The organism is Cytobacillus gottheilii (assembly GCF_001636345.1).
Taxonomy (GTDB): domain Bacteria; phylum Bacillota; class Bacilli; order Bacillales; family Cytobacillaceae; genus Cytobacillus; species Cytobacillus gottheilii.
Genome location: NZ_KV440945.1, coordinates 438,871 through 463,193, shown reverse-complemented (window position 1 = coordinate 463,193; position 24,323 = coordinate 438,871). Strand labels below are relative to the sequence as shown.

Annotated in this window: 23 protein-coding genes; 6 read left to right on the top strand and 17 right to left on the bottom strand. The window is 41.2% G+C overall.

All coding sequences use genetic code 11. From position 1 onward, the window contains the following. Nucleotides 1–27: 27 nt before the first annotated feature. The 4 genes from A6754_RS02250 to A6754_RS02235 form a co-directional block, all read right to left on the bottom strand. Complete coding sequence (locus A6754_RS02250) at nt 28–879, bottom strand: 3-hydroxybutyryl-CoA dehydrogenase (RefSeq protein WP_066442282.1); 852 nt, start codon at nt 877–879, stop codon at nt 28–30. A gap of 17 nt (nt 880–896) precedes the next feature. Beyond that, the gene (locus tag A6754_RS02245; RefSeq protein ID WP_066442280.1) at nt 897–2,084 is read right to left on the bottom strand and encodes an acetyl-CoA C-acetyltransferase; all 1,188 of its coding nucleotides are present in this window, start codon (nt 2,082–2,084) and stop codon (nt 897–899) included. A gap of 484 nt (nt 2,085–2,568) precedes the next feature. Continuing rightward, complete coding sequence (locus tag A6754_RS02240) at nt 2,569–3,318, bottom strand: hypothetical protein (RefSeq protein ID WP_066442279.1); 750 nt, start codon at nt 3,316–3,318, stop codon at nt 2,569–2,571. A 162-nt stretch (nt 3,319–3,480) separates the two neighbouring features. Beyond that, entirely contained in the window at nt 3,481–5,592 is a 2,112-nt protein-coding gene (locus A6754_RS02235) for a 4Fe-4S dicluster domain-containing protein (protein WP_066442277.1), read from the bottom strand. Nucleotides 5,593–5,768: 176 nt separating this feature from the next. Here A6754_RS02235 and cls point away from each other — a divergent pair, with 176 nt between their 5' ends. Together cls and uvsE are read left to right on the top strand one after the other, a co-directional pair. After that, nucleotides 5,769–6,977, top strand: a complete 1,209-nt coding sequence (gene cls / locus A6754_RS02230) for a cardiolipin synthase (RefSeq protein ID WP_066442276.1) — start codon at nt 5,769–5,771, stop codon at nt 6,975–6,977. Between the two features lie 59 nt (nt 6,978–7,036). Further along, nucleotides 7,037–7,993 (top strand): UV DNA damage repair endonuclease UvsE, encoded by a 957-nt coding sequence (gene uvsE, locus A6754_RS02225; protein WP_066442274.1) that lies wholly within the window; start codon nt 7,037–7,039, stop codon nt 7,991–7,993. 22 nt (nt 7,994–8,015) lie between these two features. Here the strand turns inward: uvsE and A6754_RS02220 are convergent, their stop codons facing one another. The 6 genes from A6754_RS02220 to speE form a co-directional block, all read right to left on the bottom strand. Then, nucleotides 8,016–8,195 (bottom strand): XapX domain-containing protein, encoded by a 180-nt coding sequence (locus tag A6754_RS02220; protein ID WP_066442272.1) that lies wholly within the window; start codon nt 8,193–8,195, stop codon nt 8,016–8,018. A 373-nt stretch (nt 8,196–8,568) separates the two neighbouring features. Next, nucleotides 8,569–8,727: a hypothetical protein gene (locus A6754_RS22635; RefSeq protein ID WP_156495663.1), complete on the bottom strand. Its 159-nt coding sequence runs from the start codon at nt 8,725–8,727 to the stop codon at nt 8,569–8,571. Nucleotides 8,728–8,770: 43 nt separating this feature from the next. After that, nucleotides 8,771–10,441, bottom strand: a complete 1,671-nt coding sequence (gene argS / locus A6754_RS02215; RefSeq protein WP_066442270.1) for an arginine--tRNA ligase — start codon at nt 10,439–10,441, stop codon at nt 8,771–8,773. Then, nucleotides 10,438–10,881: a YwiB family protein gene (locus A6754_RS02210; RefSeq protein WP_066442265.1), complete on the bottom strand. Its 444-nt coding sequence runs from the start codon at nt 10,879–10,881 to the stop codon at nt 10,438–10,440. The genes argS and A6754_RS02210 overlap by 4 nt, the downstream gene beginning before the upstream one ends. 184 nt (nt 10,882–11,065) lie before the next feature. After that, nucleotides 11,066–11,941 carry an agmatinase gene (speB, locus tag A6754_RS02205; protein WP_066442264.1) on the bottom strand — a complete coding sequence of 292 codons (876 nt, stop codon included), beginning with the start codon at nt 11,939–11,941 and terminating at the stop codon, nt 11,066–11,068. A gap of 54 nt (nt 11,942–11,995) precedes the next feature. Further along, nucleotides 11,996–12,823 (bottom strand): spermidine synthase, encoded by an 828-nt coding sequence (gene speE, locus A6754_RS02200; RefSeq protein ID WP_066442262.1) that lies wholly within the window; start codon nt 12,821–12,823, stop codon nt 11,996–11,998. A 262-nt stretch (nt 12,824–13,085) separates the two neighbouring features. On the opposite strand from speE, the gene A6754_RS02195 reads away from it, so the two are divergent. Then, entirely contained in the window at nt 13,086–15,164 is a 2,079-nt protein-coding gene (locus A6754_RS02195; protein ID WP_066442260.1) for a transglycosylase domain-containing protein, read from the top strand. A 189-nt stretch (nt 15,165–15,353) separates the two neighbouring features. On the opposite strand, the gene A6754_RS02190 is transcribed toward A6754_RS02195, so the two are convergent. Continuing rightward, complete coding sequence (locus A6754_RS02190; RefSeq protein ID WP_066442258.1) at nt 15,354–15,860, bottom strand: YwhD family protein; 507 nt, start codon at nt 15,858–15,860, stop codon at nt 15,354–15,356. A gap of 16 nt (nt 15,861–15,876) precedes the next feature. Next, complete coding sequence (locus tag A6754_RS02185) at nt 15,877–16,536, bottom strand: site-2 protease family protein (protein WP_066451282.1); 660 nt, start codon at nt 16,534–16,536, stop codon at nt 15,877–15,879. Nucleotides 16,537–16,727: 191 nt separating this feature from the next. Here A6754_RS02185 and thmT point away from each other — a divergent pair, with 191 nt between their 5' ends. Next, a complete protein-coding gene (thmT, locus tag A6754_RS02180; RefSeq protein WP_066442257.1) occupies nt 16,728–16,916 on the top strand; it encodes a 2-hydroxymuconate tautomerase in 189 nt (62 codons plus the stop codon). Between the two features lie 47 nt (nt 16,917–16,963). Here the strand turns inward: thmT and A6754_RS02175 are convergent, their stop codons facing one another. From A6754_RS02175 to A6754_RS02165, 3 genes are all read right to left on the bottom strand, one after another. Beyond that, nucleotides 16,964–17,473, bottom strand: a complete 510-nt coding sequence (locus A6754_RS02175) for a YwgA family protein (protein WP_066442256.1) — start codon at nt 17,471–17,473, stop codon at nt 16,964–16,966. A gap of 55 nt (nt 17,474–17,528) precedes the next feature. Then, nucleotides 17,529–18,839, bottom strand: a complete 1,311-nt coding sequence (locus A6754_RS02170; protein WP_066442254.1) for an HD domain-containing protein — start codon at nt 18,837–18,839, stop codon at nt 17,529–17,531. 290 nt (nt 18,840–19,129) lie between these two features. After that, nucleotides 19,130–19,354: a YuzB family protein gene (locus A6754_RS02165; protein ID WP_066442253.1), complete on the bottom strand. Its 225-nt coding sequence runs from the start codon at nt 19,352–19,354 to the stop codon at nt 19,130–19,132. A 335-nt stretch (nt 19,355–19,689) separates the two neighbouring features. On the opposite strand from A6754_RS02165, the gene A6754_RS02160 reads away from it, so the two are divergent. After that, the gene (locus A6754_RS02160) at nt 19,690–20,463 is read left to right on the top strand and encodes an RsfA family transcriptional regulator (protein WP_066442251.1); all 774 of its coding nucleotides are present in this window, start codon (nt 19,690–19,692) and stop codon (nt 20,461–20,463) included. Nucleotides 20,464–20,888: 425 nt separating this feature from the next. On the opposite strand, the gene lipL is transcribed toward A6754_RS02160, so the two are convergent. Beyond that, entirely contained in the window at nt 20,889–21,734 is an 846-nt protein-coding gene (gene lipL, locus A6754_RS02155; protein WP_066442249.1) for an octanoyl-[GcvH]:protein N-octanoyltransferase, read from the bottom strand. Between the two features lie 439 nt (nt 21,735–22,173). Further along, nucleotides 22,174–23,151, bottom strand: a complete 978-nt coding sequence (gene pta, locus A6754_RS02150) for a phosphate acetyltransferase (RefSeq protein ID WP_066442247.1) — start codon at nt 23,149–23,151, stop codon at nt 22,174–22,176. A 353-nt stretch (nt 23,152–23,504) separates the two neighbouring features. Here pta and hemQ point away from each other — a divergent pair, with 353 nt between their 5' ends. Next, the gene (hemQ, locus tag A6754_RS02145) at nt 23,505–24,251 is read left to right on the top strand and encodes a hydrogen peroxide-dependent heme synthase (protein WP_066442245.1); all 747 of its coding nucleotides are present in this window, start codon (nt 23,505–23,507) and stop codon (nt 24,249–24,251) included. Nucleotides 24,252–24,323: the final 72 nt, after the last annotated feature.

Sequence of the window (24,323 nt, the reverse complement as noted above, 5' to 3'; positions counted from 1 at the left end):
TCGTTCCTCCCAGATGCTCACATTGAATTAATTGTATTCATAAAAGCCGCGGCCCGTTTTTTTGCCGAGCCAGCCTGCCTTCACATATTTTCTCAGCAGCGGACATGGCCGGTATTTGTCATCCCCAAAGCCTTCATGAAGCGTTTCCATAATATACAGGCAAGTATCTAAGCCGATAAAATCAGCAAGTGTGAGCGGTCCCATCGGATGATTCATGCCAAGCTTCATCACCTCATCAATGGCTTCTTTTTCAGCGACTCCCTCATACAGTGTAAAAATGGCTTCATTAATCATCGGCATAAGCACACGATTTGAGACGAACCCAGGAAAGTCATTGACTTCAACCGGCACTTTTTTCAGCCTGTGTGTTACAGCTTCAATCTCTTCATATACATCGTCCGCTGTCGCCAATCCGCGGATAATTTCAACCAGCTTCATGACCGGTACGGGATTCATAAAATGCATGCCAATGACCTTTTCCGGGCGATTTGTACTGGCTGCAATTTCTGTAATCGGCAAAGAGGATGTATTGCTTGCTAATATGGCATGTGATGGTGCCCATTCGTCCAGCTGTTTAAAAATTCGCGATTTAATCTCCATATTTTCAACAGCCGCTTCAATAATCAGGTCACATTCCTTGGCATCTGCAATATCCGTAGATACGGTAAGTTTGTTTAAAATGGTGTTCAATTCTTCTTCGGCCAGTTTTCCTTTGCTGACCTGACGAGATAAGTTCTTTTGTATTCCTGTCATGCCGCGGTCAAGGTGATCGTCGGTTAAATCATTTAAAATGACCTCGTAGCCAGCTGCAGCGCACACCTGTGCAATACCTGAGCCCATTTGCCCTGCACCAATGACCATAATTTTTTCAATCTTCATCATTACTCCCCCATCTTTTACGATTTTGGAACTTCAATCATGATGGCATCTCCTTGGCCGCCGCCGCTGCAAATGGCTGCGATTCCGATGCCGCCGCCCCTTCTCTGCAGTTCATGCAAAAGTGTTAAAATAATTCTCGTCCCGCTCGCACCAATCGGATGTCCAAGTGCAACTGCTCCGCCGTTAACATTGACTTTATTTTCATCCAAACCTGCGATCTTCTTGCTCGCCAAGGCTACAGCTGCAAAGGCTTCGTTAATTTCAAACAGATCAATATCTTCCAGACTATGACCTGTCTTTTGAAGCAATTGATTGATTACAAGACCTGGTGTTTGCGGAAAATCCTTTGCTTCAACAGCCAATGCTGTATGTCCAAGAATGTATGCGCCGATTTTTTTTCCTTCTTTTTGTGCTCTTTCCTCGCTCATGAGCACTAAAGCGGCTGCTCCGTCATTGACTCCCGGTGCATTTCCAGCAGTAATCGTGCCTCCGTGACCAAACGCAGATCCAAGCTTAGATAGCCGTTCAAGCGAAGTATCCTTTCGCGGCGATTCATCCTCTGACATCATAACTGGTTCGCCTTTACGCTGCGGAACCTCGACCGATATGATTTCCTCGCCAAGTTTTCCGGAAGCTATGGCTTCAATTGCCCGTTCGTGGCTTCTTAATGCCCACTGATCCTGCTCTTCACGGCTGATTTCCAATTCTTCCGCTGTACTATTTCCATACGTGCCCATATGTGCACCTGTAAAACTGCAGCTAAGTCCATCACTGATCATCGAATCCTGAACAGTTCCATCCCCCATTCGTAAACCCCATCTCGCTTTTGGCAGGAGATATGGCGCATTGCTCATGGACTCCATTCCGCCAGCTACAATGACCTCTTCATCTCCAGCACGAATGATCTGGTCGCCGAGTGTCACACTTCTCATACCTGATGCACACACCTTGTTAATCGTTTCCGTCTTTACATCCCAAGGCAATCCGGCTTTTCTGGCAGCCTGGCGGGAAGGAATCTGCCCCTGTCCTCCTTGAAGCACCGTTCCAAGAATCACCTCACCGACATCCGCTGGACTCACATCTGCCCGTATCAAAGCCTCCCTGATCGCAACGCCCCCTAAATCTGATGCTGTTAAACTGCTTAAACCTCCAGCAAACTTTCCAAAAGGTGTTCTGACTCCTGCTAAAATAACGGTTTTCCCCATGTTTGTTCGCTCCTTTTTTTATTTGATTTTGGCTGATTCATCGGAATCCACATAATGACTGAACGCTCACTCAATTTATAGCTGTAAAAAGGCTTCTGATAAAAAGGATGTTTATTGCCTTTTTGGGATGTTGATAGCCTACATTTTGAAAGCGCTTTAATTTTATTCTATTTTACCTTAAAAGTTATTAGAATTGAAATACTTTACTTAATTTTCTTGAAAATTATTAGTTTACTATCATCAGCTGATATAAAGAGTATTTTCGCTCTTGTTGTTAAAACCTCAATCTGCTAATAGCTATCATAAGTTCCTTAAAAGTTGCTTGTACCAGGCATCTAATATTATGCGTTATTGTTTTTACCTAGCTTCTCAGTTCTTTGTTAGTAAATGAAGAAAGCACGCCATGACGGCGTGCCAAGAAAACTTGCTGCTTTTGTCCAAGATTCGAAGGTTAATGCAAAAACCAAACTTTCACTACTAATTATCAAGAGCAGTTGCGTACTACTAACTGGCCGTTTCCAATATTAGTTGTGGTAGCACTAAATGAGAAGTTAGTTGCGGTAATTGTTACCGATATACTCATGTCATCTACTAGAGTCAGCGTAAAAGTTGCAGGCACAGGCTGAGTAGGGTCATTAAATGTAATTTCCCCTGTACCAGTTATTACTACACTTCCACCAGGACAACTAGGGATATCATTAAAGTTGGTTGCTTCAAATACAAATGGAACAGACAATCCTGGAGATCCACTATACGTTAAAGTAAATTCATTGTCATCCCTACATCCTTCACATGTATGACCATTATAATTGATCCTACCATGTCTATTTCTTGGTAAAGTGGTTCCATTAACCATTATCGTTGTGAAGTTGGCACCATTACCTCTTGTAATATTAAAATTCATACCCGATTGGCGAGATGTTCTACAACCGCAATCCCCTGGTGTCGGTGGCGGCGGAATTGGCACCACTTTGCTTAGTCCGCAAATGCAGTCACAGTCTAGGAAAAGCTCGTTCAATTCAAATCCTGAACCTGCCGGCAGCCAATAATAAAACAAAGCACAGCCATTTTTGTCGATAACGCCTGAGAACCAGAATTCCTGATTTAGCCCAACAGTCAGGAACTCGTCCCCTTTTAGAAGAATACGGTACCAGCCTGGTCCTGATTTTGCTAAGAGCTTGCAAGCACAGTCTTTACAATGATCTTTTGGGTTTAACCAATTGCATAAACACATAATATTCACCTCCTTGATGACATAATATTCCACCAAGAAGGTAACGATAGGGTGCTTGTACTATCAGATATAAAATAGGCTTGAATTTGTGTTCCTGTATAAAATTAAAGTTAGATCCAGCAAAGAGAAATTTATCTTAGCTGGATCTCAGTATCTATTTCTTTAAGAAGCAAGCTCCTCTTTTTCACCGATCACAGCCTTCTCCAAAATCTCTGCCACATCATATGTGTGTACCTGTTCTTCTACTTCCTTCGCTTTTGTTCCGTCAGACAGCATCGTCAGGCAATACGGACACCCCGAGCTGATGACTGAAGGGTTCACGGCCAGTGCTTGTTCGGTACGAGCAACGTTGACGCGATGGCCTGTTTCTTCTTCCATCCACATCAAACCTCCTCCTGCACCGCAGCACATGCCAGTATCACGATTTCTTTCCATTTCAATGAGCTTAACACCGGGGATTGCCTTTAAGATCTCACGCGGCGGATCGTATACCTCGTTATAACGTCCTAAGTAACAGGAATCATGGAAGGTAATGGTCTCATTCACCTCGAAGATTGGCTGCAGCCTTCCCTCTTCCACAAGTTTTGCCAGCAGTTCTGTATGGTGATAAACCTCTGCCTGTAAACCGAAATCTGGATATTCATTTTTAAAAATGTTATAGGCATGCGGATCAATTGTAACTATTTTTTTCACTTCGTTTTTCTCAAATTCCTCTATATTTTTTACAGCCATCTCTTGGAATAGAAATTCATTTCCAAGTCTTCTTGGTGTATCTCCAGAGTTCTTTTCCTTGTTGCCGAGAATGGCAAATTTGACGCCTGCTTCGTTTAAAAGCTTCGCAAATGATAGCGCAATTTTTTGACTGCGGTTGTCATAAGAACCCATGGATCCAACCCAGAATAAATACTCAAACTCTTCGCCTGCTTTTTTCATTTCCTTGACTGTTGGCACATGTACATCCTCACGTGCTTCTCTCCAGTCTTCTTTTTCCTTGCGGTTCAGTCCCCAAGGATTGCCCTGACGTTCGATATTCGTCATGGCCCGCTGTGCATCTGCGTCCATTTTTCCTTCAGTTAATACTAAATAACGTCTTAAATCGATGATCTTATCCACGTGCTCATTCATTACCGGACATTGATCCTCACAGTTGCGGCATGTTGTACACGCCCAGATTTCTTCCTCTGTAATAACCTCGCCAATTAGGCTCGGGCTATATGCAAGGCCGGCAGCCGCTTCTTCTGCTCCTTGTCCTGCAGCAGCAAGTGCAAGCTGATTTCCTTTCGTATTCGAAAATGCGAATGTTGGCACCCATGGCTGCTTCTGTGTAACCGCTGCACCGTGATTTGTCAGATGATCACGCAGCTTCAAAATGAGATCCATCGGTGACAGCATTTTCCCTGTTCCTGTGGCCGGACACATATTCGTACAGCGTCCGCATTCTACACATGCATAGAAGTCAATCATCTGATGCTGTGTAAAGTCTTCAATTTTCCCAACACCAAAGCTCTCTTGTGATTCATCTTCAAAATCAATCTTCTGCAGCTTGCCAGGGTTTTCAAGACGGTTAAAATAAACATTGACAGGACCAGCAATTAAATGAGCATGCTTTGATTGCGGCACATATACAAGGAATGCGAGCAAGAATAACAAATGCATCCACCAGGCAGCATAGAAAACTGCAATGGAAGCTGTCTCACCTATCCATGAGAATGCGATGGCAAATAGAGATGCGATTGGTTCTGTCCATACTGGATCATGTCCATGCCAGATTAAACTCATCCCATTTCCCAATAGCACTGAAAGCATTAATCCGCCTATAAAAATTAATACTAAACCAGATTTTAATCCTCTTTTTAAACGAACGAGTTTTTCAATGTATCTGCGGTAAAATGCCCATACAACCGCAATGAGGATCATGAATGTCACGATTTCCTGGAAAAACGTAAAACCTGGATATAGCGGTCCAAGCGGCAAATGTGCACCAGGTTTAATTCCTTTTATAATGAAATCAATGGCTCCGAATTGGACAAGAATAAATCCATAGAAAAACATGACATGGATGATGCCGCTTTTCTTATCCTTCAGTAATTTCTTCTGACCAAACACATTGACCCAAATTTTGTTCATTCGCTCTTTAATATTGTTGTCAAACTCCACCTTTTTCCCAAGCTTGATATACTGTATCCTTGTTCTAATGACATACACAAACAACCCTATTGCGTAAGCGGTTACAAAAACAAATGCAATCAGATTGAGCCAAAGCAAACCGTTCATGATAATCTCCTTCCTATTTTCAGTTAAATATCTAATTTTCTGAATTTATACTTAGTCCTATCATATATAATGAATGAGCATTCAGTCAATAAATAAATGCAATTTTCTCGATAATAATTCCTCTATGATAGAAATGTTATTTGCGGAGATACTATAGAGAAACGCTTAAGGAGCTGATGCTATTGACTATACTTCAAACGATTTTATTGGTTTGCCTAGTTTTAATCGTCTGGATCGTTATTGATTTTCAGCTCGGTAAAAAAGCACATAAAAAAAAGACGGAGATGTTCGATCCAATTACACGTGAAAGCGAAATTCAATTATTTACATCAGGTCTTGAACTCTACACGGATCTTTTTACTGGAATGCGAACAGCGAAACAACATATTCATGTGATGTTTTATATTGTAAAAGATGATGAAATCAGCAAGGAGTTTTTTGGCATTTTATGTGACAAAGCGAGAGAAGGAGTAGAAATTAGGGTGTTACTCGATTGGGTCGGCAGCTTTCCTCTTCGCAAGAACGTCGTTCCAATGCTGAAGAGCCAAGGAATACAATTTTCATATGCTAACGCGCCAAAGCCTCCTTTTTTATTTTACTCCTCTCAAACACGCAACCATCGTAAAATTACCGTTATCGATGGAAAAACAGGCTATATCGGCGGATTTAATATTGGCAAGGAATACATGAACAACGATCCAAAGCTCTCACCTTGGCGTGATTATCATTTAAAAATCACAAATGAAGGTGTACAGGATCTGCAGCAAGGCTTTCTAAAGGATTGGCATAAAGCAACGAAAACAAATTTATTAAGTAATTCGATCTATTATCCGCAATTGTCTAAGGGACCAATCCACCATCAGATCCTGCCGACAGATGGCGTTTATTTAGAAGGAAGTTTTTCTGCTTTAATCAGAAAGGCTCAATCTTCAATCATCATCGGCACACCTTATTTTATTCCAAGCAAAAGACTGATGGATGATCTTTGCCATGCTTTGAAGAGGGGCGTAGATATTCACATACTTGTGCCTAAAAAAACAGACCATCTGCTTGTTAAGGAAGCTTCTTTTCAGCACCTGCGAAAACTGATTAAAGAAGGTGCATATGTTTACGAGTATTTACATGGTTTTTACCATGCAAAAGTCATGGTCGTTGACGAGAGCATATGCGATATTGGAACAGCCAACCTGGACAAAAGAAGCTTATTTTTAAACGAAGAAATCAATTGCTATATTTTTGATGAAGCATTTATTAAAATGGTTAAGGATGTTTTGAAGAAGGATATCTCGAACTCAAAACGGGTAACGTTAAAAGAACTAAATACGCTCAATCCAGCTACCCTATTTAAAGAAACAATCGCACGCAGTGTTGCCAGTTTCCTTTAAAGGAAGCGGAAGCCATGGTACACATGGCATAAGGTGTATAGAAAAAGCAGGTGTTTTACATGAAAATTAGATTTGGCTATGTATCAACAGCGATTAGCCTATGGGACTCCTCCCCTTCAAAGGCATTAACCTTTGCCCGCTATTCACAGCTCGGCAAGGAAGAACGAAAGGAAAAATTACTTTCCGTTACGGCAGCCAATTTAGCCAATACGAAACGGATGCTGCATTATAATATTGCTCATCAGCTGGAAATATACCGAATGTCCAGTTCGATTGTTCCGCTGGCTACACATCCTGAGGTAATGTGGGATTTTACCACGCCTTTTCGGGACAGCTGGTTAGAAATCGGACAGCTTGTCAAGGATCATCAATTGCGGGTCAGCTTTCACCCCAATCAGTTTACGCTTTTTACTTCTCCGCGCGAAGAAGTAACAGCCAATGCGGTCAAGGACATGGAATATCATTATCGGATGTTTGAAGCAATGGGACTGGCACAGCAGAGCTATATCAATATTCATATTGGCGGTTCTTATGGTGACAAAGAAAAAACGATTGATCGCTTTTATGAAAATCTGAAAGAGCTGCCGCTGCACATTAAGAAGCAGATGACGCTGGAAAACGATGATAAAACGTATAATACGGACGAAACTTTGCTAACCTGTGAAAGAGAAAGCGTTCCGTTTGTCTTTGATTATCATCATCACATGGCCAACCTTGGAGAATTGACGCTAGAAGAGTTCCTGCCGCGCACCTTTGCAACTTGGGAATATACCGGACAGCCTCCCAAAATCCATATTTCCTCCCCTAAAAATGAAAAAGCCTTCCGCTCCCATGCGGACTTTGTTGATGTTGAATTTTTAAAACCGCTGCTGAACGTTCTTCATGATTTGAATGTGGATGTTGATTTTATGATTGAAGCGAAAGCAAAAGATCAGGCTGTATTAAAGCTGATTGAGGATATCAGTAAAATTAGAGGGGTAAAAAGAACATCTGGCGGAGCAGTAGAATGGAAATAAAAGCGGCCCCCGGCCGCTTTTTCTATTTCATTAATTCCTGAAACCATGGCGCAATCACTTCAAACGCTTTAAAGCCTAAATAAATACCCACTATCCCCATAACCCCCGGTAAAGCCGGCGGTGCTGGAATCGGCAACTTTAATAGCGCAAAAAGAAATCCTACTAAAAAACCGGTAAGTGTAGCTAAAATGACAATTTTCATCGTAATCCTCCTCTAGTAACATCCATTTTTGATAGTATTTCCCTTAATGAAAATAATATATGGAGAGAATTTAGACAAGAGGAGTTGAAGGTGACTTTGCGTAGTCACACGGTTGGTTGTAAAGAATTAAAACTAATTGCCACCTTAGATATCAGTTGGGATTTCGGCGATTTTATTCTGGACTTTTTGTTTCTCGACATTAAGTGGGCTGTTACCGCTTAAATCTGCTGCCTTATTCATTAATTGGACATGCTTTCGATCATTCCCCAAAGTTTTTCGGCCAATTTGGTTTGCTTTTCGGTCTTTTTGAACCAGTTTTCAGTCATTTACGCCGTTTTTTCGATCAATCCCCGGATTTTAGTGATTACAGAAGTTACTCCCTTTTAGCCTGGATCGTGTTCCTATCAAAAATAAGTACTTTCCTATCAAATTTAAGCAATTTCCTATCAAATTCTCCAGCTTTCCTATCAAAAATAATGGTTTTGCTATCAAACTGAACGGCTTTCCTATCAAACGCTATTTTAGCAAGCATATAAAAAATCCCCCTGCTCTTTCGCAGGGGGGACAAACTGTACTTACATTTTTTCCGGTGCAGAAACACCGATTAATGCAAGTGCATTTTTTAATGTGGTTTGGACTGCTTTAATAAGTGCCAGTCTAGCTTTTGTTCTTTCCGGCTGTTCAGCATCCAGTACTTTTTCAGCATTATAGAAGCTGTGGAAAGTAGAAGCTAGGTCAAAAATATAGTTGGTGATTCTGTGCGGTGTGCGTCTTAACGCTGCCTCGGAAACGGCTTGCGGGAATTCACCGATCTTTTTCAATACGTCCATTTCTTTTTCGGCTTCAATTAATGAAAAGTCAGCTTGGTGATCGAATTCGAAACCTTGCTCACTGCCTTGACGCAGAATGCTTGAAATCCGTGCGTGAGCATATTGCGCATAGTACACTGGATTTTCATTTGATTGTGAAACAGCAAGATCCAAATCAAAATCAAGGTGCGTATCAGCACTTCTCATCGCAAAGAAGTAACGAGTTGCATCTAATCCAACTTCTTCTACCAGATCACGCATGGTAACAGCTTTACCTGTACGTTTGCTCATTTTCATTTTTTCGCCGTTTTTGTATAAATGAACAAGCTGAATGATTTCTACTTCCAGAGCATCTTTGTCATAGCCTAATGCCTGAATCGCTGCTTTCATACGAGGGATATAGCCATGGTGGTCTGCTCCCCAAATATTAATCAGCTTTTCAAAACCGCGCTCGAGCTTGTCTTTGTGATAAGCAATATCTGGTGTTAAATACGTATAAGAGCCGTCATTTTTAATTAAAACGCGGTCTTTATCATCACCAAAAGTGGTAGAGCGGAACCATGTCGCACCGTCTTCTTCATAAATATGACCGTTCTGTTTTAGCGCATCAAGAGCAACATCAATTTTCCCATTATGGTATAAGGATGTTTCTGAATACCAGACATCAAATGGAACACGGAAATCTTCCAGGTCATTTTTTAACTTTTCCATTTCATATTTCAAGCCGTATGTGCGGAAGAAGTCAAAACGCTCTTTCTCATCTGCCTCAACATATTTGTGGCCATATTCTTCAGCAAGCTTTTTCCCAATGCCAACGATGTCTTCGCCGTGATATCCATCCGCCGGCATTTCTTTTTCTAAGCCTAGAGCCTGGAAATAACGTGCTTCAACAGATAGTGCCAGGTTGTTGATTTGGTTGCCGGCATCATTAATATAATACTCTCTTGATACTTCATAGCCTGCTTTTTGCAGGATGTTGCTTAGAGAGTCACCTACTGCTGCACCGCGGGCATGTCCAAGATGCAGATCTCCTGTCGGGTTTGCAGAAACGAACTCGACTTGAACCTTCTGGCCATTGCCTGTTGCTGTTTTCCCATAGCTGCTTCCAGCTTCCAAAACTGTTGGAATGAGGTTCGTTAGATAACTATTGTCCATGTAAAAATTGATAAAACCTGGGCCCGCAATCTCCATCTTTTTAATAGAAGCCTTCGATTGATCAAAGCTTTTGATTAGTTCTTCAGCGATCACACGCGGTGCTTTTTTGGCCAAACGCGCAAGCTGCATTGCCATATTTGTGGAGTAATCCCCATGAGCTTTTTCCTTTGGTGTTTCTAAAACAACAGCGGGAATCTGCTCTTTTTCTGCCAGACCTGCTTTCACAACCGCCGCTTCAATTTCTTCTTTTAACTTACTTTGAACTTGTTCGACTATATTCACTTTGCATCCTCCTCAAACGTAATCTTTAGATGATAAGTGCCTGTATTCGCACCTTGTGTTTTCAACTCATATAGAAGCTCAATCGAGCCTTGTTTTGTTGTTTCATTATATGTATGGTCAAATCTCTTCGTTGTGGTTAACATCTCAAGAGTGCCATATGGCAGTTCATAGCTGCCTCTCATTTTCTTGTTAAGCCGAAATGGCAAGCGCATTTTGACAGCGCCGCTTCTTAAAATGACCCCATCTTGATCGCCCATTTTAATAATCGTTTTTGCCGTGCCAGCTTCCATGTTTTCATCATATTGCAAAAAGTGTGCTTCTCCTTTTTGATGAAAGCGGCCAAAGGCTGTCAGATCGAAGGTTTGCTTTTCGCCACGGTCTCGGATAACCGTCTTTACGTTTATTTTTACCAGCATTTGCTCTGCAGGAAGATTCGCCATTCTTACACTTCCTTTGCTTATATTTCTTGGATAACCTTTTTAGTATAGTACAAAAAAGGCTCGTTCACCACCTAGAATTGCTACTAATAATGCATTTTACCCTATTTTCACTTATTTCATTAGTTCTAGAATGCTGAATCCTTTAAAGTACAAAAAAACGGAGACCATCGCCTCCGTTCATTTCTTATTTCTGAATCCACCCAAGAATCATCTCACGCAGAAGTTTGCTTGCTGTATTTGCTGTTTGTTCTGAGTGATCGTAAATCGGAGCTACTTCTACAAGGTCAGCGCCGACAACATTTACTTCAGAACGGGCAATTTCATGAATGGATGCGAGCAGTTCACGAGAGGTGATGCCGCCTGCATCAACTGTTCCTGTTCCAGGAGCATGAGCTGGATCAAGCACGTCAATATCGATTGTTACGTATACCGGACGGCCAGCCAGCTTAGGCAGAATTTCTTTTAAAGGCTCAAGCACTTCGAATTTTGAAATGTGCATGCCAGCTTCCTTTGCCCATTGAAATTCCTCTTTCATTCCGGAACGGATGCCAAAGGAGTATACATTTTGAGGGCCGATTAACTGTGCTGCCTTTTTGATCGGTGTTGAGTGAGATAAAGGCTCGCCTTCATAATCATCGCGAAGGTCAGTATGAGCGTCCATGTGAATAATCGCCAGGTCAGGATACTTTTTATACATTGCCTTAATAACAGGCCATGAAACGAGATGCTCACCGCCGATGCCAAGTGGAAACTTGCCGTCTTTTAAAAGTCCATCGACATATTCCTCGATCATCTCAATGCTTTTTTGCGGATTTCCGAATGGAAGCGGAATATCGCCTGCATCAAAGTATTTTACTTCCTCTAGTTCACGGTCAAGGTATGCACTATATTCTTCAAGTCCAATTGATACCTCGCGTATGCGCGCTGGGCCAAAGCGTGAACCTGGGCGATAGCTGACTGTCCAATCCATCGGCATTCCGTATAATACCGCTTCGCTTTCCTCGTAATTCGGGTGACTTTTAATAAACACATTACCAGAATAAGCTTCATCAAAACGCATGTCTTTAATCCCTCGCTTTATGTATAAAAGCAGGCATGAGCCTGCTTCCTTCTATTATTTCACTAGATCTTGTACAAATTTAGGCAATACGAATGCAGCTTTATGAAGCTCCTTCGTGTAATATTTCGTTTCAATCTCATGGAAGCGCTCTTCGCTTACTTCTAATGGATCATGCTTTTTAGAACCGACTGTAAATGCCCACATTCCGCTTGGATATGTTGGAATGTTTGCTGTGTAAAGGCGTGTGATTGGGAAAATTTCTTTAACATCCTTTTGAACGTCGCGGATTAAATCTGCTTTGAACCAAGGATTATCTGATTGTGCAACAAAAATTCCGTCTTCTTTTAATGCCTTTGAAATACCTGCATAGAAGCCTTTTGTAAATAAGTTAACAGCTGGGCCAACAGGCTCAGTTGAATCAACCATGATGACATCATACTCATTTTCGCTATTGGCAATATGCATAAAGCCATCATCGACTTGAACATCCACACGAGGATCATCAAGCATGCCTGCAATTTCCGGCAGATACTTTTTAGAGTATTCGATTACTTTTCCATCGATATCAACAAGTGTAGCTTTTTTCACGCTTGGATGCTTAAGCACTTCACGAATAACGCCGCCGTCACCGCCGCCTACTACAAGAATGTTTTCAGGATTTGGATGTGTGAATAATGGAACATGCGCAACCATCTCATGGTAAACGAATTCATCTTTCACAGAAGTCATGACCATATCATCAAGTAAAAGCATGTTGCCCCATTCTTCTGTCTCTACCATATCTAGCTTTTGAAAATCTGTCTGTTCTGTATGTAAAGTGCGCTTAACTTTCATTGTAATACCAAAATGATCTGTTTGTTTCTCAGTAAACCAAAGACCCATTTTATTCAACCCTTTCTTATTAAAAAAGTATTTTCCTTCTAGTAGAAAACAAAGATTCAACCTTTATAGTTCCCTAAAGGCATAAATACAAACATCAGAAAAAGTATAGTTGATTCTAGCGAAAATGCAAGAGAAAAAAATCTTATGAGTGACTGTCCAGGAATAAGCATTATTTTTAACACATTCATGTTTAAAATAACAAAGTTATTTAAATACTAGTAGAAGTGGAAATTTATACAAAGATGAAAGCGGGGTGGCTTGAATGGAGATTATGACGGATCAGCGGTTTCGGAAAACGTTTAAATATTTGCGTGCCTTATTTTTTGCGGCGCTCATTATGCTCGGGATTTCAATCCTTTTGGTGATCGGTATTTTAGTCTACGCAAAGGTACTCGGGCCGCCGCCGCTGACAGTGCCTCAATCTTCTTTAATTATGGCTGATGATGGGACAGTCATCGGCGAAAGTCATAATGGAGAGAAGCGATATTGGGCAAGGCTGGAGGACATGAGCCCAGAGCTGATCAGTGCCACCATTGCCATTGAGGATAAAAGTTTTTATGAACATAACGGATTTGATTATAAAAGAATTGCCGGTGCAGCTCTTGCTGATCTTAAAGCAATGGCAAAGGTTCAAGGAGCAAGCACCATCACTCAGCAATATGCCCGCAATCTCTTTCTCGCTCATGAAAAAACATGGAAACGAAAGCTGAGAGAAGCGTTTTATACGATTCGCCTGGAAATGAATTATACAAAAGATGAAATATTAGAAGGCTATTTAAACACCATTTATTACGGAAATGGAGCGTATGGTGCACAGGCAGCAAGCCAGTTTTATTTTGGGAAGGACACTGGTGAGCTTACACTTGCAGAGGCCTCCATGCTGGCAGGCATTCCGAAAGGGCCTAGCATTTATTCGCCCATATCCTCTCTTGAAAAAGCAAAATCGAGACAAAAGATTATTTTAACGACCATGCATGAGGATGGTTACATTCAAAAAGCTGATATTGAAACAGCACTTAATGAACAGATTACTATTATTGGCGAGCACCCTCACAACCAGACGGAGACCGCACCGTACTTTCAGGATGCCGTCCGCTCAGCATTAAAGAATCAGCTGAAGCTGGATGAACGCACCATTGAAACAGGTGGATTAAAGGTTTATACGACACTTGATCTAAAACAGCAAAAAATGGCCGAAGATACCGTGGAAAAGAACCTATCTTCTGAGAGTGATATCCAAACGGGACTAGTTGCGATGGATCCAAAAACGGGCCATGTAAAAGCATTGGTTGGCGGCCGGGATTATGAAAAAAGTTCTTTTAACAGAGCCATACAAGCGGTAAGGCAGCCTGGTTCTACCATTAAGCCGCTTCTCTATTATGCAGCTCTAGAAAATGGTTTTACTCCTGCTACGATGGTTCGCAGTGAGCCAACCACCTTCCGTTTTGATGATGGGAGAGCCGAATATTCTCCGCATAATTTTAATAGCAAATATGCGGATGGCGAGATTACGATGATGCAGGCACTCGCTCTCTCGGACAATATATATGCAGTTAAAACTCACTTATTTTTAGGAGAAGATACGCTTGTAGACACCGTGAAAAAATTCGGCATCTCATCTGAAATGGCTGAGGTTCCATCCCTTGCCCTTGGAACCTCGGGCATTCGGGTAATTGAGCTTGCCGGCGCCTATAGCATGCTTGCAAACGGCGGCAAAGATGTCTCGCCTGTTTTAATCACCAAGGTTGAAAACCATAAGGGCGAAATCATCTATGAAAATAAAAACAGGACAGAGCAAATATTAAAGCCAGATCTGGCTTTTGTTACCGCCCATATGATGACAGGCATATTTGATAGAAGATTAAATGGGTATACCAGTGTAACCGGCAGCACCTTGAGTGATGAACTGACCCGACCTTATGCCGGCAAATCAGGGTCAACAGAAACAGACAGCTGGATGGCTGGATTTTCACCCCAGCTTGTGACAGCCGTGTGGACAGGCTATGATCAGGGGCAGAAAATAGAGCTTGCGGCCGATAAAGTCTATGCAAAAGATATTTGGGCTGAATTTATGGAGGAAGCGCATAAAGGATTGCCAGTAAAAGGATTCAAATCGCCAAAAGGCACAGTTGGCGTTTATATTGAGCCAGAATCAGGCCTGCTGGCTACACAGAATTGTCCTGTAAAACGGCTCACCTACTTTGTATCAGGGACCGAGCCGACTGAATATTGCTCTTCCCACCTGCCTCAATATGAAGAATCTGAACAGAAACCAGATGATCACAAGGAAGAGAGATCAGAGGAAGATGTACCGTGGTTCCGAAAATTTTTCCGCTGGTAGAAGTATACATGTGATAAAAATGTGAAAAACCTCAAGGAAATAATCCTTGAGGTTTTTCGTGTCCTAGTTCTATACCGTGCATCTGCACTGTAAATTAGTTTACTTTTTTTATTTCCATTGAGCAAGTGTTTCGAAAAGTACGTCAACAAACTGTCACAATTTAGACAAATTTATGGACTTTTTTACCTTTTACCCTTGCAAATCTTTTTTTAGCTGATCTGAAGATCTTTCCCACATAGACTCATCATGTTTTTTTAAGAATTGAGCTAAAATCTCTTTCGATTTCGCATCCATATGATCGACGATGATATGATGTTTCATTGATTTATCCATTCTGTTTACATGCTCCGGCAGTGACTTATAGCCTCTGCGAATGGAACGGTCAACCGTCATTTCACAGGCAGTAACACCTGCAAAATAAGGACCATCTTCTTTTCTGTCAATCGTCACCCAGATCAGCCAGTATGGCTTTCCGTTTGGCACTTCTTCTTTTGTTTTCAAAAATTTAATGCCGCGCTCCACTGCGCTTCTTGCATGCATCGCCCCAATTTCAATGGAAGCTTCCCCTGCATCAACATCAATGATCACCGGTGAAACATTATCCAAACTGAAGCTTCCCGCTCCAAAGCCGCCATGCCCTTCCGTTGGATCGTTTTTAATAATGTTAAATTCTAAGCTTTTCTTTTTCTCAGACATTTTCCAAACCTCCGTATTAAGTCATTAATAACCGATAAAAGAACTCATCTAATCCTTGACTAAGGAAAGGTAAAACTGTTCTAAAAATCGGCTGAATCGTATAATTGCCTAAAGGCGTAATCACGAGAATAATAAAAATGAGTGACCCATACACTTCAAATTGTGTCATTTTCGCTCTAATATTTGCTGGAGCTAAGTCTTCTATTATTCGATAGCCATCTAATGGCGGCAGAGGCAGCAAATTAAAAACAAACAGCAACAGATTTAAATGAATGAACGTATTTAAAAATTCATTAACAAACATAGGTGTTGATGTCCATAATCCAAGCCCGCCAAGCCCATACCAGATGATAAAAGCCAAAATGGCCATTAATAGATTGCTCAATGGTCCGGCTATGGATACCGTTACACCGGCTAATTTCGGGTTCTTAAAATGATAACGATTGACAGGCACCGGTCTCGCCCAACCAAAACCAGCGATTAGAATTAAAATGGTTCCGATTGGATCCAAATGCTGGATGGGGTTTAATGTGACTCTGCCCTGATTTTTTGCCGTTGGATCTCCAAACTTATAAGCTGTGTAAGCATGGGCAAACTCATGCACCGTAAAAGCAATCATCAATGTAATGATAACAAATGGGAGTTGACTGAGAGGAAACGCCAACACACTCTCCAAAAAATCCAAAGCTCCAGCTCCTCACTGAATATATTCGATCATTCTTTTATATGTATGGAATCATCTAGTAAAATTATACATGATCTACTCCCTAAAGTGAAAAGATCACGGCAGAAACAGCGCTTGCATATAAGGCGATTTTATGAAAAACTACTTTTAGAATGCAAATTATTTCAAGAGGAGGATTCCATATGCCTTATGTAACAGTTAAAATGCTGGGCGGCCGTACCGAAGATCAAAAGAAAGCACTAGTAGAAAAAGTAACAGATGCGGTCAGTGAAACAACTGGAGCTCCAAAAGAAAATGTAGTTGTGTTTATTGAAGAAATGCAAAAAAACCACTATGGTGTAGCAGGCGTGCGTTTAAGCGACAAGGAATAACCAATGAAAGCCGGACTTTATATAAGTCCGGCTTTCCATTTGCTTGCTCATTGCACTCTAGCTTTATTTTTAAGAGACTCTATATACGCATAAGCCTCTTCGATTTCCTCATCCGTATAACGCTGCTTGCTTTTGAGAGTAAAAACTTTTTCCGATACCTCTTCTTTAGGGAGGTTATCAAAATATAAAACCGTCGAAACAAGCTCAAGAAATCTAGCATTCTGCTCGTTCATATCTTTTAAACATTCCTGCAAATAAGGCATATTCGTTTCATGCAAGCCCAAAAATTCACGGCCGCTTTCCGTCAATGTATAGCGGTATTGATAATAGCCGCCTTTTTTCTCTTTCACTTCATTTACAAATCCCATATTGCACAGCTCTTCCACCCTTAAAGTCAGTTCTTCTGAATAAGGTCCATAAAAATGAAATTGAAACCGCTCTTGAAATGGAAAATCTATTTTCCTCGCAATATAGATCATTTTCTGCAACTTTTTGCGTCCAATAATTTCATCGGCATCAGCAATGGCCTGCATTAGCTTTGCGTGGTCTTTCAACAAGGCAAGTCATCTCCTACTTCAATTAGTACTGTGTCTATTACATATCTGGGCCAGATTACATTCGTTCACTTATTTCCAAAAGCTCTCGAATCTGCTTTTTGATTTTGGGGTTCGTGCTATTGTCTCTTAATACATCAACAGGATAATAAAGCTTATGATCTGTTCTTCTTTTTCCTGATACAGCTTCCACAATAGAAGACTCACGCGACAGTTCACGGATATCCCCATTTTTCATCTGTAAATTGATTGGCAGCCGCTCTTCTTCTTCGCCTGGACGGTAAAAATCGTAAGGCAAATCAGACGACGAGTCGACAACTAAGTAATATTCAGGGTCAAGACCCACTTTTTCAAACAGCCTTGACAGCTCAGCCAGCTTTTTATATTCCTTGGCAGGATCAAATTCGGCATACTTAAATAGATTGCGATCCATAAATCTGCAGCAGAGATCTCTGAGGATCGAATCTTCCTCTTCCTGCCACATTTGAAAGTAATAAAGAACAATCGATTCGTCGAGCTTAACATAATCTTCAACTGTTACTTCGCCTTTAAAGAAGGAATAAAAGTGAGTAGGCTCCAGCTTAAATGCATACTTTTGCTGAAATAAATCCTTTGCACGGTGCAGGATTTTGGTGAGGATAACCTCTGCACTGCGGGTAACAGGATGGAAATACACCTGCCAATACATTTGATAACGGCTCATGATATAGTCTTCAATTGCGTGCATGCCGCTATGCTTAATCACGACCTGATCTTCCTGCGGCCGCATAACGCGCAGAATTCTCTCCATATCAAAGTGACCATAGCTTACACCGGTAAAATAAGCATCACGCTGCAAGTAATCCATCCGGTCTGCATCAATCTGACTGGAAATAAGACTAATGACGAGCTTATTTTTTGAGGTTTTAGCAATGACTTCCTGCACTTTCTTCGGAAAATCTTCTCCAGCTCTGCGAAGCACTTTATTCACTTCGGTATCTCCTAAAATGATCGCCTGTGTAAAATATTCATGATCTAAATCAAACACCTTTTCAAAGGAATGAGAAAAAGGTCCATGCCCTAAATCATGAAGCAAGGCAGCACATAAAGATAAGAGGCGATTTTCGTCGTTCCACTCCGGTCTCCCTCTAAACACATCGTCAGAAATTCTTCGTACAATTTCATACACCCCAAGGGAATGGTTGAAACGGCTGTGTTCTGCTCCATGGAAGGTTAAATAGGTGGTGCCGAGCTGTTTAATTCTTCTAAGTCTCTGGAATTCCCTCGTGCCAATTAAATCCCAAATCAGCCTGTCTCTCACATGAACATACCTGTGCACGGGATCTTTAAATACTTTTTCTTCGCTTAATTTTTCCGACGAATAAGCCATTCTTTCCCTCCGTCAACTTGAAGATCAGTTCTAATGGCTGTGATTGAGACAGCCACTCTAATTTATGTGTTTCGTCCATTATAGCTAAAATTAAGTATCCGTTCACGCGGCATTTTCCCGATAAAATAGGAAAAACTGCTTCATGACAAGGCTTCTGCACAGCAAAAAAATTTTTCGACTTTTTCCATTTACCCATAACAGGGAATCTACTAACTAGCAGCTGTCTCCTAAATACCTAATCTATAATCGAATTAAAAAAATCACCTAAAGACGAGTGGTCAGGAGGCGATTTATTTTTTTAGCTTGTTATTGATTTTTTCCATTAATTCTTCTTCCGTCAGTGCTGCAAGCGGACGATTATTAACAAAGGCAAATGTTTTCTTCCTGCCTGGACCGCAATAGGATTGACAGCCAATATCAATCTTTGCCTCTCCATCAATCTCCTTCAGCTTCGGAATCAGCGTCTTTAAATTCACTGCCTGACAATCGTCGCAAACCCGAAATTCGTTTGCCATCTTTACAACCCTCTCTTCGTCATAAAACGACATAAGCTAAAGGGTATTTTACAATTTTTCAAAACTGAATGCAAGCTGCAGAGATTAGCATGAAAGACGTATTTAACCAGATTAATGGATAGTAAAGCCGATGATGACAGGATTTTTCTTCTTTTACTGACGTAAGGTTGTTTTTTGTCCTTTTTGTGAAATTTCTATTCGGATGTGAGAAAACATACCTATCTATTGAAAAACTCTACTATCCTGTTAAACATCGATGTATAAATACTTTCAATGTTGTCAATCCTTTAGATAGAGCTTCAGAAAAAGTGAAAAGATATATGGGAGTTGAGGATATGAAAATACGTCAAGATGCATGGACTGATGAAAATGACTTATTGCTCGCAGAAACAGTATTAAGACATGTTCGTGAAGGCAGCACACAATTAAATGCGTTTGAAGAGGTTGGAGATAAACTGAATCGGACGTCGGCAGCTTGCGGTTTCCGCTGGAATGCAGTGGTTAGACATCGCTATGAAAAAGCTTTACAGCTTGCCAAAAAACAAAGAAAGCAGCGCCAGAGAATGCTAGGCAAAGAACAAGCCGGCAAAAAGAAACTGCTCTATTCACCGCCAGTGCCAAGTATGCAAGAAATTGAATCTATTATTCCACCAGCAGAAGAAGAAACCTTTGAATTTGAAATGCCGGCACTAGAAGGCACTGCAGAGCTTACAGAGGAAGCAGAAGGCATGGAGCTGGAGGAAGAAGCAGTTTACAATGTTCCTAGCTATTCTTCTATTCCGCAGCCAAGCACTCGGTCTGGAATTGAATTAGACGATGTAATAGCTTACTTGAAAACTTTAAATCACACGGATATTCAAACAGATATATTAAAATCGGAGAATCAAAGACTCAAACACGAAAATGCCGATTTAAGGTCACAGAACCAAGAGCTGGAAGCCAAAATCAGCAAACTTGAACAAAACACCGTCACTATTCAAGAGGACTACGAAACACTCATGAACATTATGAACAGAGCCCGAAAACTCGCCATCCTCGACGAAGACGAACGCCCAGCCACCAAATTCAAAATGGACCGGAATGGCAATCTAGAAAAAGTCGCTGAGTGACCCGAAAAGCGGAGGCGGCTCGTTCAGCTGCGACAAGCATAAGACGAGCTGGCATAAAGGTTGTTCTTTAACCTTTAGGACAGATTGGCTTATGACCTCGAGCAGCTAGCCGCCGGAGCTAGACATCTCGAAAAGTGGAGGGCGCTTGCTCAGGGGCGACAAGCATAAGGCAAGCCGGCCGGAAGGTTGTTCTTTAACCTTCTGGGTGGATTGACTTATGACCTCGAGCCCCTAGCGCCCGGAACTAGACATCAAGAAAAGCGGAGGCGGCTCGTTCAGCCCCGACAAGCATAAGACGAGCTGGCAAAATATTTCTTTGACTGCATCAAATTTTATAAAATAGATAGCCTTAATGGAGAAGTTGGCAGCAGCACCAATTAAAGAGCCGTGAGCAGGTTTGCTCACGGCTTTTGAATGGTCAGATATTAAATAATGTCTGCCATAATCTTGGCGTTTCGTTCAACGACTCTTTTTAAGTAGCCTTCATATAACGCCGTTTCCTCCGGAGACATTCCTGCTGAATACAGATGCTCGCTTCTGTTTTTAATAGCATTTAGAATGCGGAACATTAGATCGTTAACTGTCAGCTCTTTATTTAGCAGCTCTGAAAGGGAAGCCATAACACCCGGTTCAATGTCCGGATATACGAGCTTTGTGACAGCATCCTTTTTTGCTCTTCCATAAAACTCTTTAATTAGTGCGGCACGTTCGCTTCCGCTTTTGTTTACGCAAAGATAGATTTGAACGGCAATGCCTCCCCGCAGCCTGCGCTGAGATATCCCGGCAAATTTCTTGCCGTCAATACTCAAATCATAGCTGCCAGGGCAATAAGAGCCAACAATTTCCCGCGCTTCTATCTCTTTATGAAAATCAGAAAACATTTCCTTAATAAGCTGCCACATGGCTTCATATCCGCGATTAATGTCAATGCTTTTTTCATGCTCGGAAAATAGCAATGATAGATTCAATACACCTTCATCCAAAACAACAGCAAGACCGCCCGAATTCCGGACAATTACGTCATAACCTTGATCCTTTAAAAATGCCACTCCCTCTTTTAAGTAAGGCAGCTTTGTATCCTGAATGCCAAGAACGACTGTATTCCCGTGCACCCAGCTCCTCGCTGTCGGAGGTGATATTCCAGCGCCAATGGAAGCGCATAAGCTATCATCCATTCCAAAAGAATGCAAGGCACTCAAGTGAAGTCCTGTTACGGATTCATCGATAATTCTCCATTGTTTTTGCTGCAATAAATCTTGAACAGCACTCATATTATAAATCCCCTTTTCGGAAAAACATTTCTAGTAAACAAGAGTATTATAGCAAGAATGAAGCCAATAGTGAAAGACTGTACAAAGGGAATGCTAAGAGGGAAATGCAGGGTGAATACCTTTTTCAGGCACAAAAAGTAGAATGAGGTCACAACCTTGGTCCATTTTAATCAAAACGAGCCATTTTACGGTTTGGATTATCCTAAATATAAGAAAAACCAACTCTAAAATACCCAAGAATTACGGATATCACCCGTGCAGAAAATTTATCCGCCGTAAAAGCCAACTTATCCGCCGTTATTTTAATATATCCGCCGTTAAATTTTTTTAACCGCCAAAAACACGCATTTATCCGCCAAACTCAAACTCCCCGCCCCACCTCATGCTTCACCCCCATAAAAAAATGGCCAGGCCCAATTGGGCCTGACCAGAATCCATTTTATTGATTTAAAGCCTGTGCTGCTGTAATGAGGGCAAGTTTATAAACATCTTCTGCATTGCAGCCGCGGGAAAGGTCATTTACTGGGCGGTTCAATCCTTGTAAAATTGGACCAACCGCTTCAAAGTTGCCTAAACGCTGAGCAATTTTGTAGCCAATGTTGCCTGCTTCAAGGCTTGGGAATACAAATACATTTGCATCACCCTGAAGCGGAGAGTTTGGTGCTTTCTTTTCAGCAACAGATGGAACAAATGCTGCGTCAAATTGAAATTCTCCGTCTAAGATTAATAAAGGATCGCGTTTTTGTGCTTCTTGAACAGCAGCTGCAACCTTTTCTGTTTCAGGAGATTTTGCAGAACCTTTTGTTGAGAAGCTTAACATCGCAACGCGTGGTTCAATATCAAACATTTTTGCCGTTTTTGCACTTTCAATCGCGATCTCAGCAAGGTCATTGCTGTCTGGTGCGATATTGATGGCACAATCCGCGAATACATATTTTTCTTCATCGCGTACCATGATGAATACGCCAGACGTTTTGCCTACGCCTTCTTTTGTTTTAATGATTTGCAATGCCGGTCTTACCGTATCAGCTGTTGAATGAGCTGCTCCGCTGACAAGACCGTCTGCTTTATTCAAGTATACAAGCATAGTTCCGAAGTAATTCTCATCCAGAAGGATTTTGCGTGCATCCTCTTCTGTTGCTTTTCCTTTACGTCTTTCAACAAAAGCAGCTACAAGCTCGTCCATCATCGCAAAGTTGTTTGGATCATAGATTTCAGCTGATTCTAAAGAGACATTTAAATCTTTCGCTTTTGCTTCAATTTCTGAAATGTTTCCGATTAAAATCGGTGTAATAGACTTCTCTGCAGCAAGACGGCCTGCTGCTGTTAAAATTCTTTCGTCAAGACCTTCAGGAAAGACAATTTTTAAATTGTTACCTGTTACTTTTTCTTTTAACCCTGAGAATAAGTCACTCATATTATTCAATTCCTCCAAGCAATTAAAATTTATGTATATACCCTAAACACACAAATCGAAATGATCTACATTTTCTAGCATACCCCACACATAATAAATTTCAAGGATTTCACAATTTTGTTATCGCTTACACCTAAAATGTCTTTCTTTTCTGTCATTTATTGTTCACAATACCCGTTTCTTACGTTAATATTTCATTTCTTGGTTGAAAATATCCATTGAATTATTGCAGCCTCTTTTCTCTTTTCTAAGATCCATTATCAATGTGTTTTCTTCAAGTTTTATTCACATGATATATGGCCAAACTATGTTATAGTTATTTTGTGATAAGTACATATATAGGAGTGATTTTCATGAGTGAAGCAGCCAAGACACTAGACGGCTGGTATGTGTTGCATGATTTTCGTACTGTAGACTGGACTACTTGGAAGATGCTTTCAAGCGAAGAGCGCCAGGAAGCCATCCATGAATTTTTGTCGTTAGTGGAAAAATGGAATAAGACGCAGGCAGAGAAAAAAGGAAGCCATGCGTTATATACGGTTGTTGGTCAAAAAGCAGACTTTATGATGATGCTTCTTCGTCCTACAATGGAAGAACTGAATGAACTTGAAACTGAATTCAATAAAACAAAGTTTGCGGAATTTACAATGCCTGCTCACTCTTATGTTTCAGTAGTAGAGCTGAGCAATTATCTGCCATCTGATCAGGATCCTTATCAAAGCCCTGAAATCCTGGCACGCTTGTATCCTATTCTTCCAAAGGCAAAATATGTTTGCTTTTACCCAATGGACAAGCGCCGCCAAGGAGAAGATAACTGGTACATGCTTCCGATGGAAGATCGTCGCAGCATGATGAGAAGCCACGGCATGATTGGCCGTCAATATGCAGGAAAAGTAAAACAAATCATTTCCGGTTCTGTAGGTTTTGATGATTACGAATGGGGCGTTACCTTATTCTCAGATGATGTCCTTCAATTTAAGAAACTTGTTTATGAAATGAGATTTGATGAAGTAAGTGCCCGCTATGGCGAATTTGGTTCTTTCTTTGTTGGCAATCTGCTTGAAGAAGACAAGGTCAGCCACTTTTTACATGTAAATTAAGCTAAATTAAACTCCCCAGGCAAAAAGCCTGGGGAGTTTTTTATCTTCATTACATTTCGCATTATGATTTTG

Excerpts from the sequence above, each read along its gene's own strand:
- A6754_RS02235 (WP_066442277.1), bottom strand. The coding sequence starts at position 5,592 with ATGAACGGTTTGCTTTGGCTCAATCTGATTGCATTTGTTTTTGTAACC.
- speB (WP_066442264.1), bottom strand. The coding sequence starts at position 11,941 with ATGCGTTTTGATGAAGCTTATTCTGGTAATGTGTTTATTAAAAGTCAC.
- pta (WP_066442247.1), bottom strand. The coding sequence starts at position 23,151 with ATGAGTGACTTATTCTCAGGGTTAAAAGAAAAAGTAACAGGTAACAAT.
- A6754_RS02160 (WP_066442251.1), top strand. The coding sequence starts at position 19,690 with ATGAAAATACGTCAAGATGCATGGACTGATGAAAATGACTTATTGCTC.
- hemQ (WP_066442245.1), top strand. The coding sequence starts at position 23,505 with ATGAGTGAAGCAGCCAAGACACTAGACGGCTGGTATGTGTTGCATGAT.
- thmT (WP_066442257.1), top strand. The coding sequence starts at position 16,728 with ATGCCTTATGTAACAGTTAAAATGCTGGGCGGCCGTACCGAAGATCAA.
- A6754_RS02250 (WP_066442282.1), bottom strand. The coding sequence starts at position 879 with ATGAAGATTGAAAAAATTATGGTCATTGGTGCAGGGCAAATGGGCTCA.
- A6754_RS02220 (WP_066442272.1), bottom strand. The coding sequence starts at position 8,195 with ATGAAAATTGTCATTTTAGCTACACTTACCGGTTTTTTAGTAGGATTT.
- A6754_RS02165 (WP_066442253.1), bottom strand. The coding sequence starts at position 19,354 with ATGGCAAACGAATTTCGGGTTTGCGACGATTGTCAGGCAGTGAATTTA.
- A6754_RS02190 (WP_066442258.1), bottom strand. The coding sequence starts at position 15,860 with ATGTCTGAGAAAAAGAAAAGCTTAGAATTTAACATTATTAAAAACGAT.
- A6754_RS02240 (WP_066442279.1), bottom strand. The coding sequence starts at position 3,318 with ATGTGTTTATGCAATTGGTTAAACCCAAAAGATCATTGTAAAGACTGT.
- cls (WP_066442276.1), top strand. The coding sequence starts at position 5,769 with ATGCTATTGACTATACTTCAAACGATTTTATTGGTTTGCCTAGTTTTA.
- lipL (WP_066442249.1), bottom strand. The coding sequence starts at position 21,734 with ATGAGTGCTGTTCAAGATTTATTGCAGCAAAAACAATGGAGAATTATC.
- uvsE (WP_066442274.1), top strand. The coding sequence starts at position 7,037 with ATGAAAATTAGATTTGGCTATGTATCAACAGCGATTAGCCTATGGGAC.
- A6754_RS02245 (WP_066442280.1), bottom strand. The coding sequence starts at position 2,084 with ATGGGGAAAACCGTTATTTTAGCAGGAGTCAGAACACCTTTTGGAAAG.
- A6754_RS22635 (WP_156495663.1), bottom strand. The coding sequence starts at position 8,727 with ATGCTTGCTAAAATAGCGTTTGATAGGAAAGCCGTTCAGTTTGATAGC.
- speE (WP_066442262.1), bottom strand. The coding sequence starts at position 12,823 with ATGGGTCTTTGGTTTACTGAGAAACAAACAGATCATTTTGGTATTACA.
- A6754_RS02210 (WP_066442265.1), bottom strand. The coding sequence starts at position 10,881 with ATGGCGAATCTTCCTGCAGAGCAAATGCTGGTAAAAATAAACGTAAAG.
- A6754_RS02170 (WP_066442254.1), bottom strand. The coding sequence starts at position 18,839 with ATGGCTTATTCGTCGGAAAAATTAAGCGAAGAAAAAGTATTTAAAGAT.
- A6754_RS02195 (WP_066442260.1), top strand. The coding sequence starts at position 13,086 with ATGGAGATTATGACGGATCAGCGGTTTCGGAAAACGTTTAAATATTTG.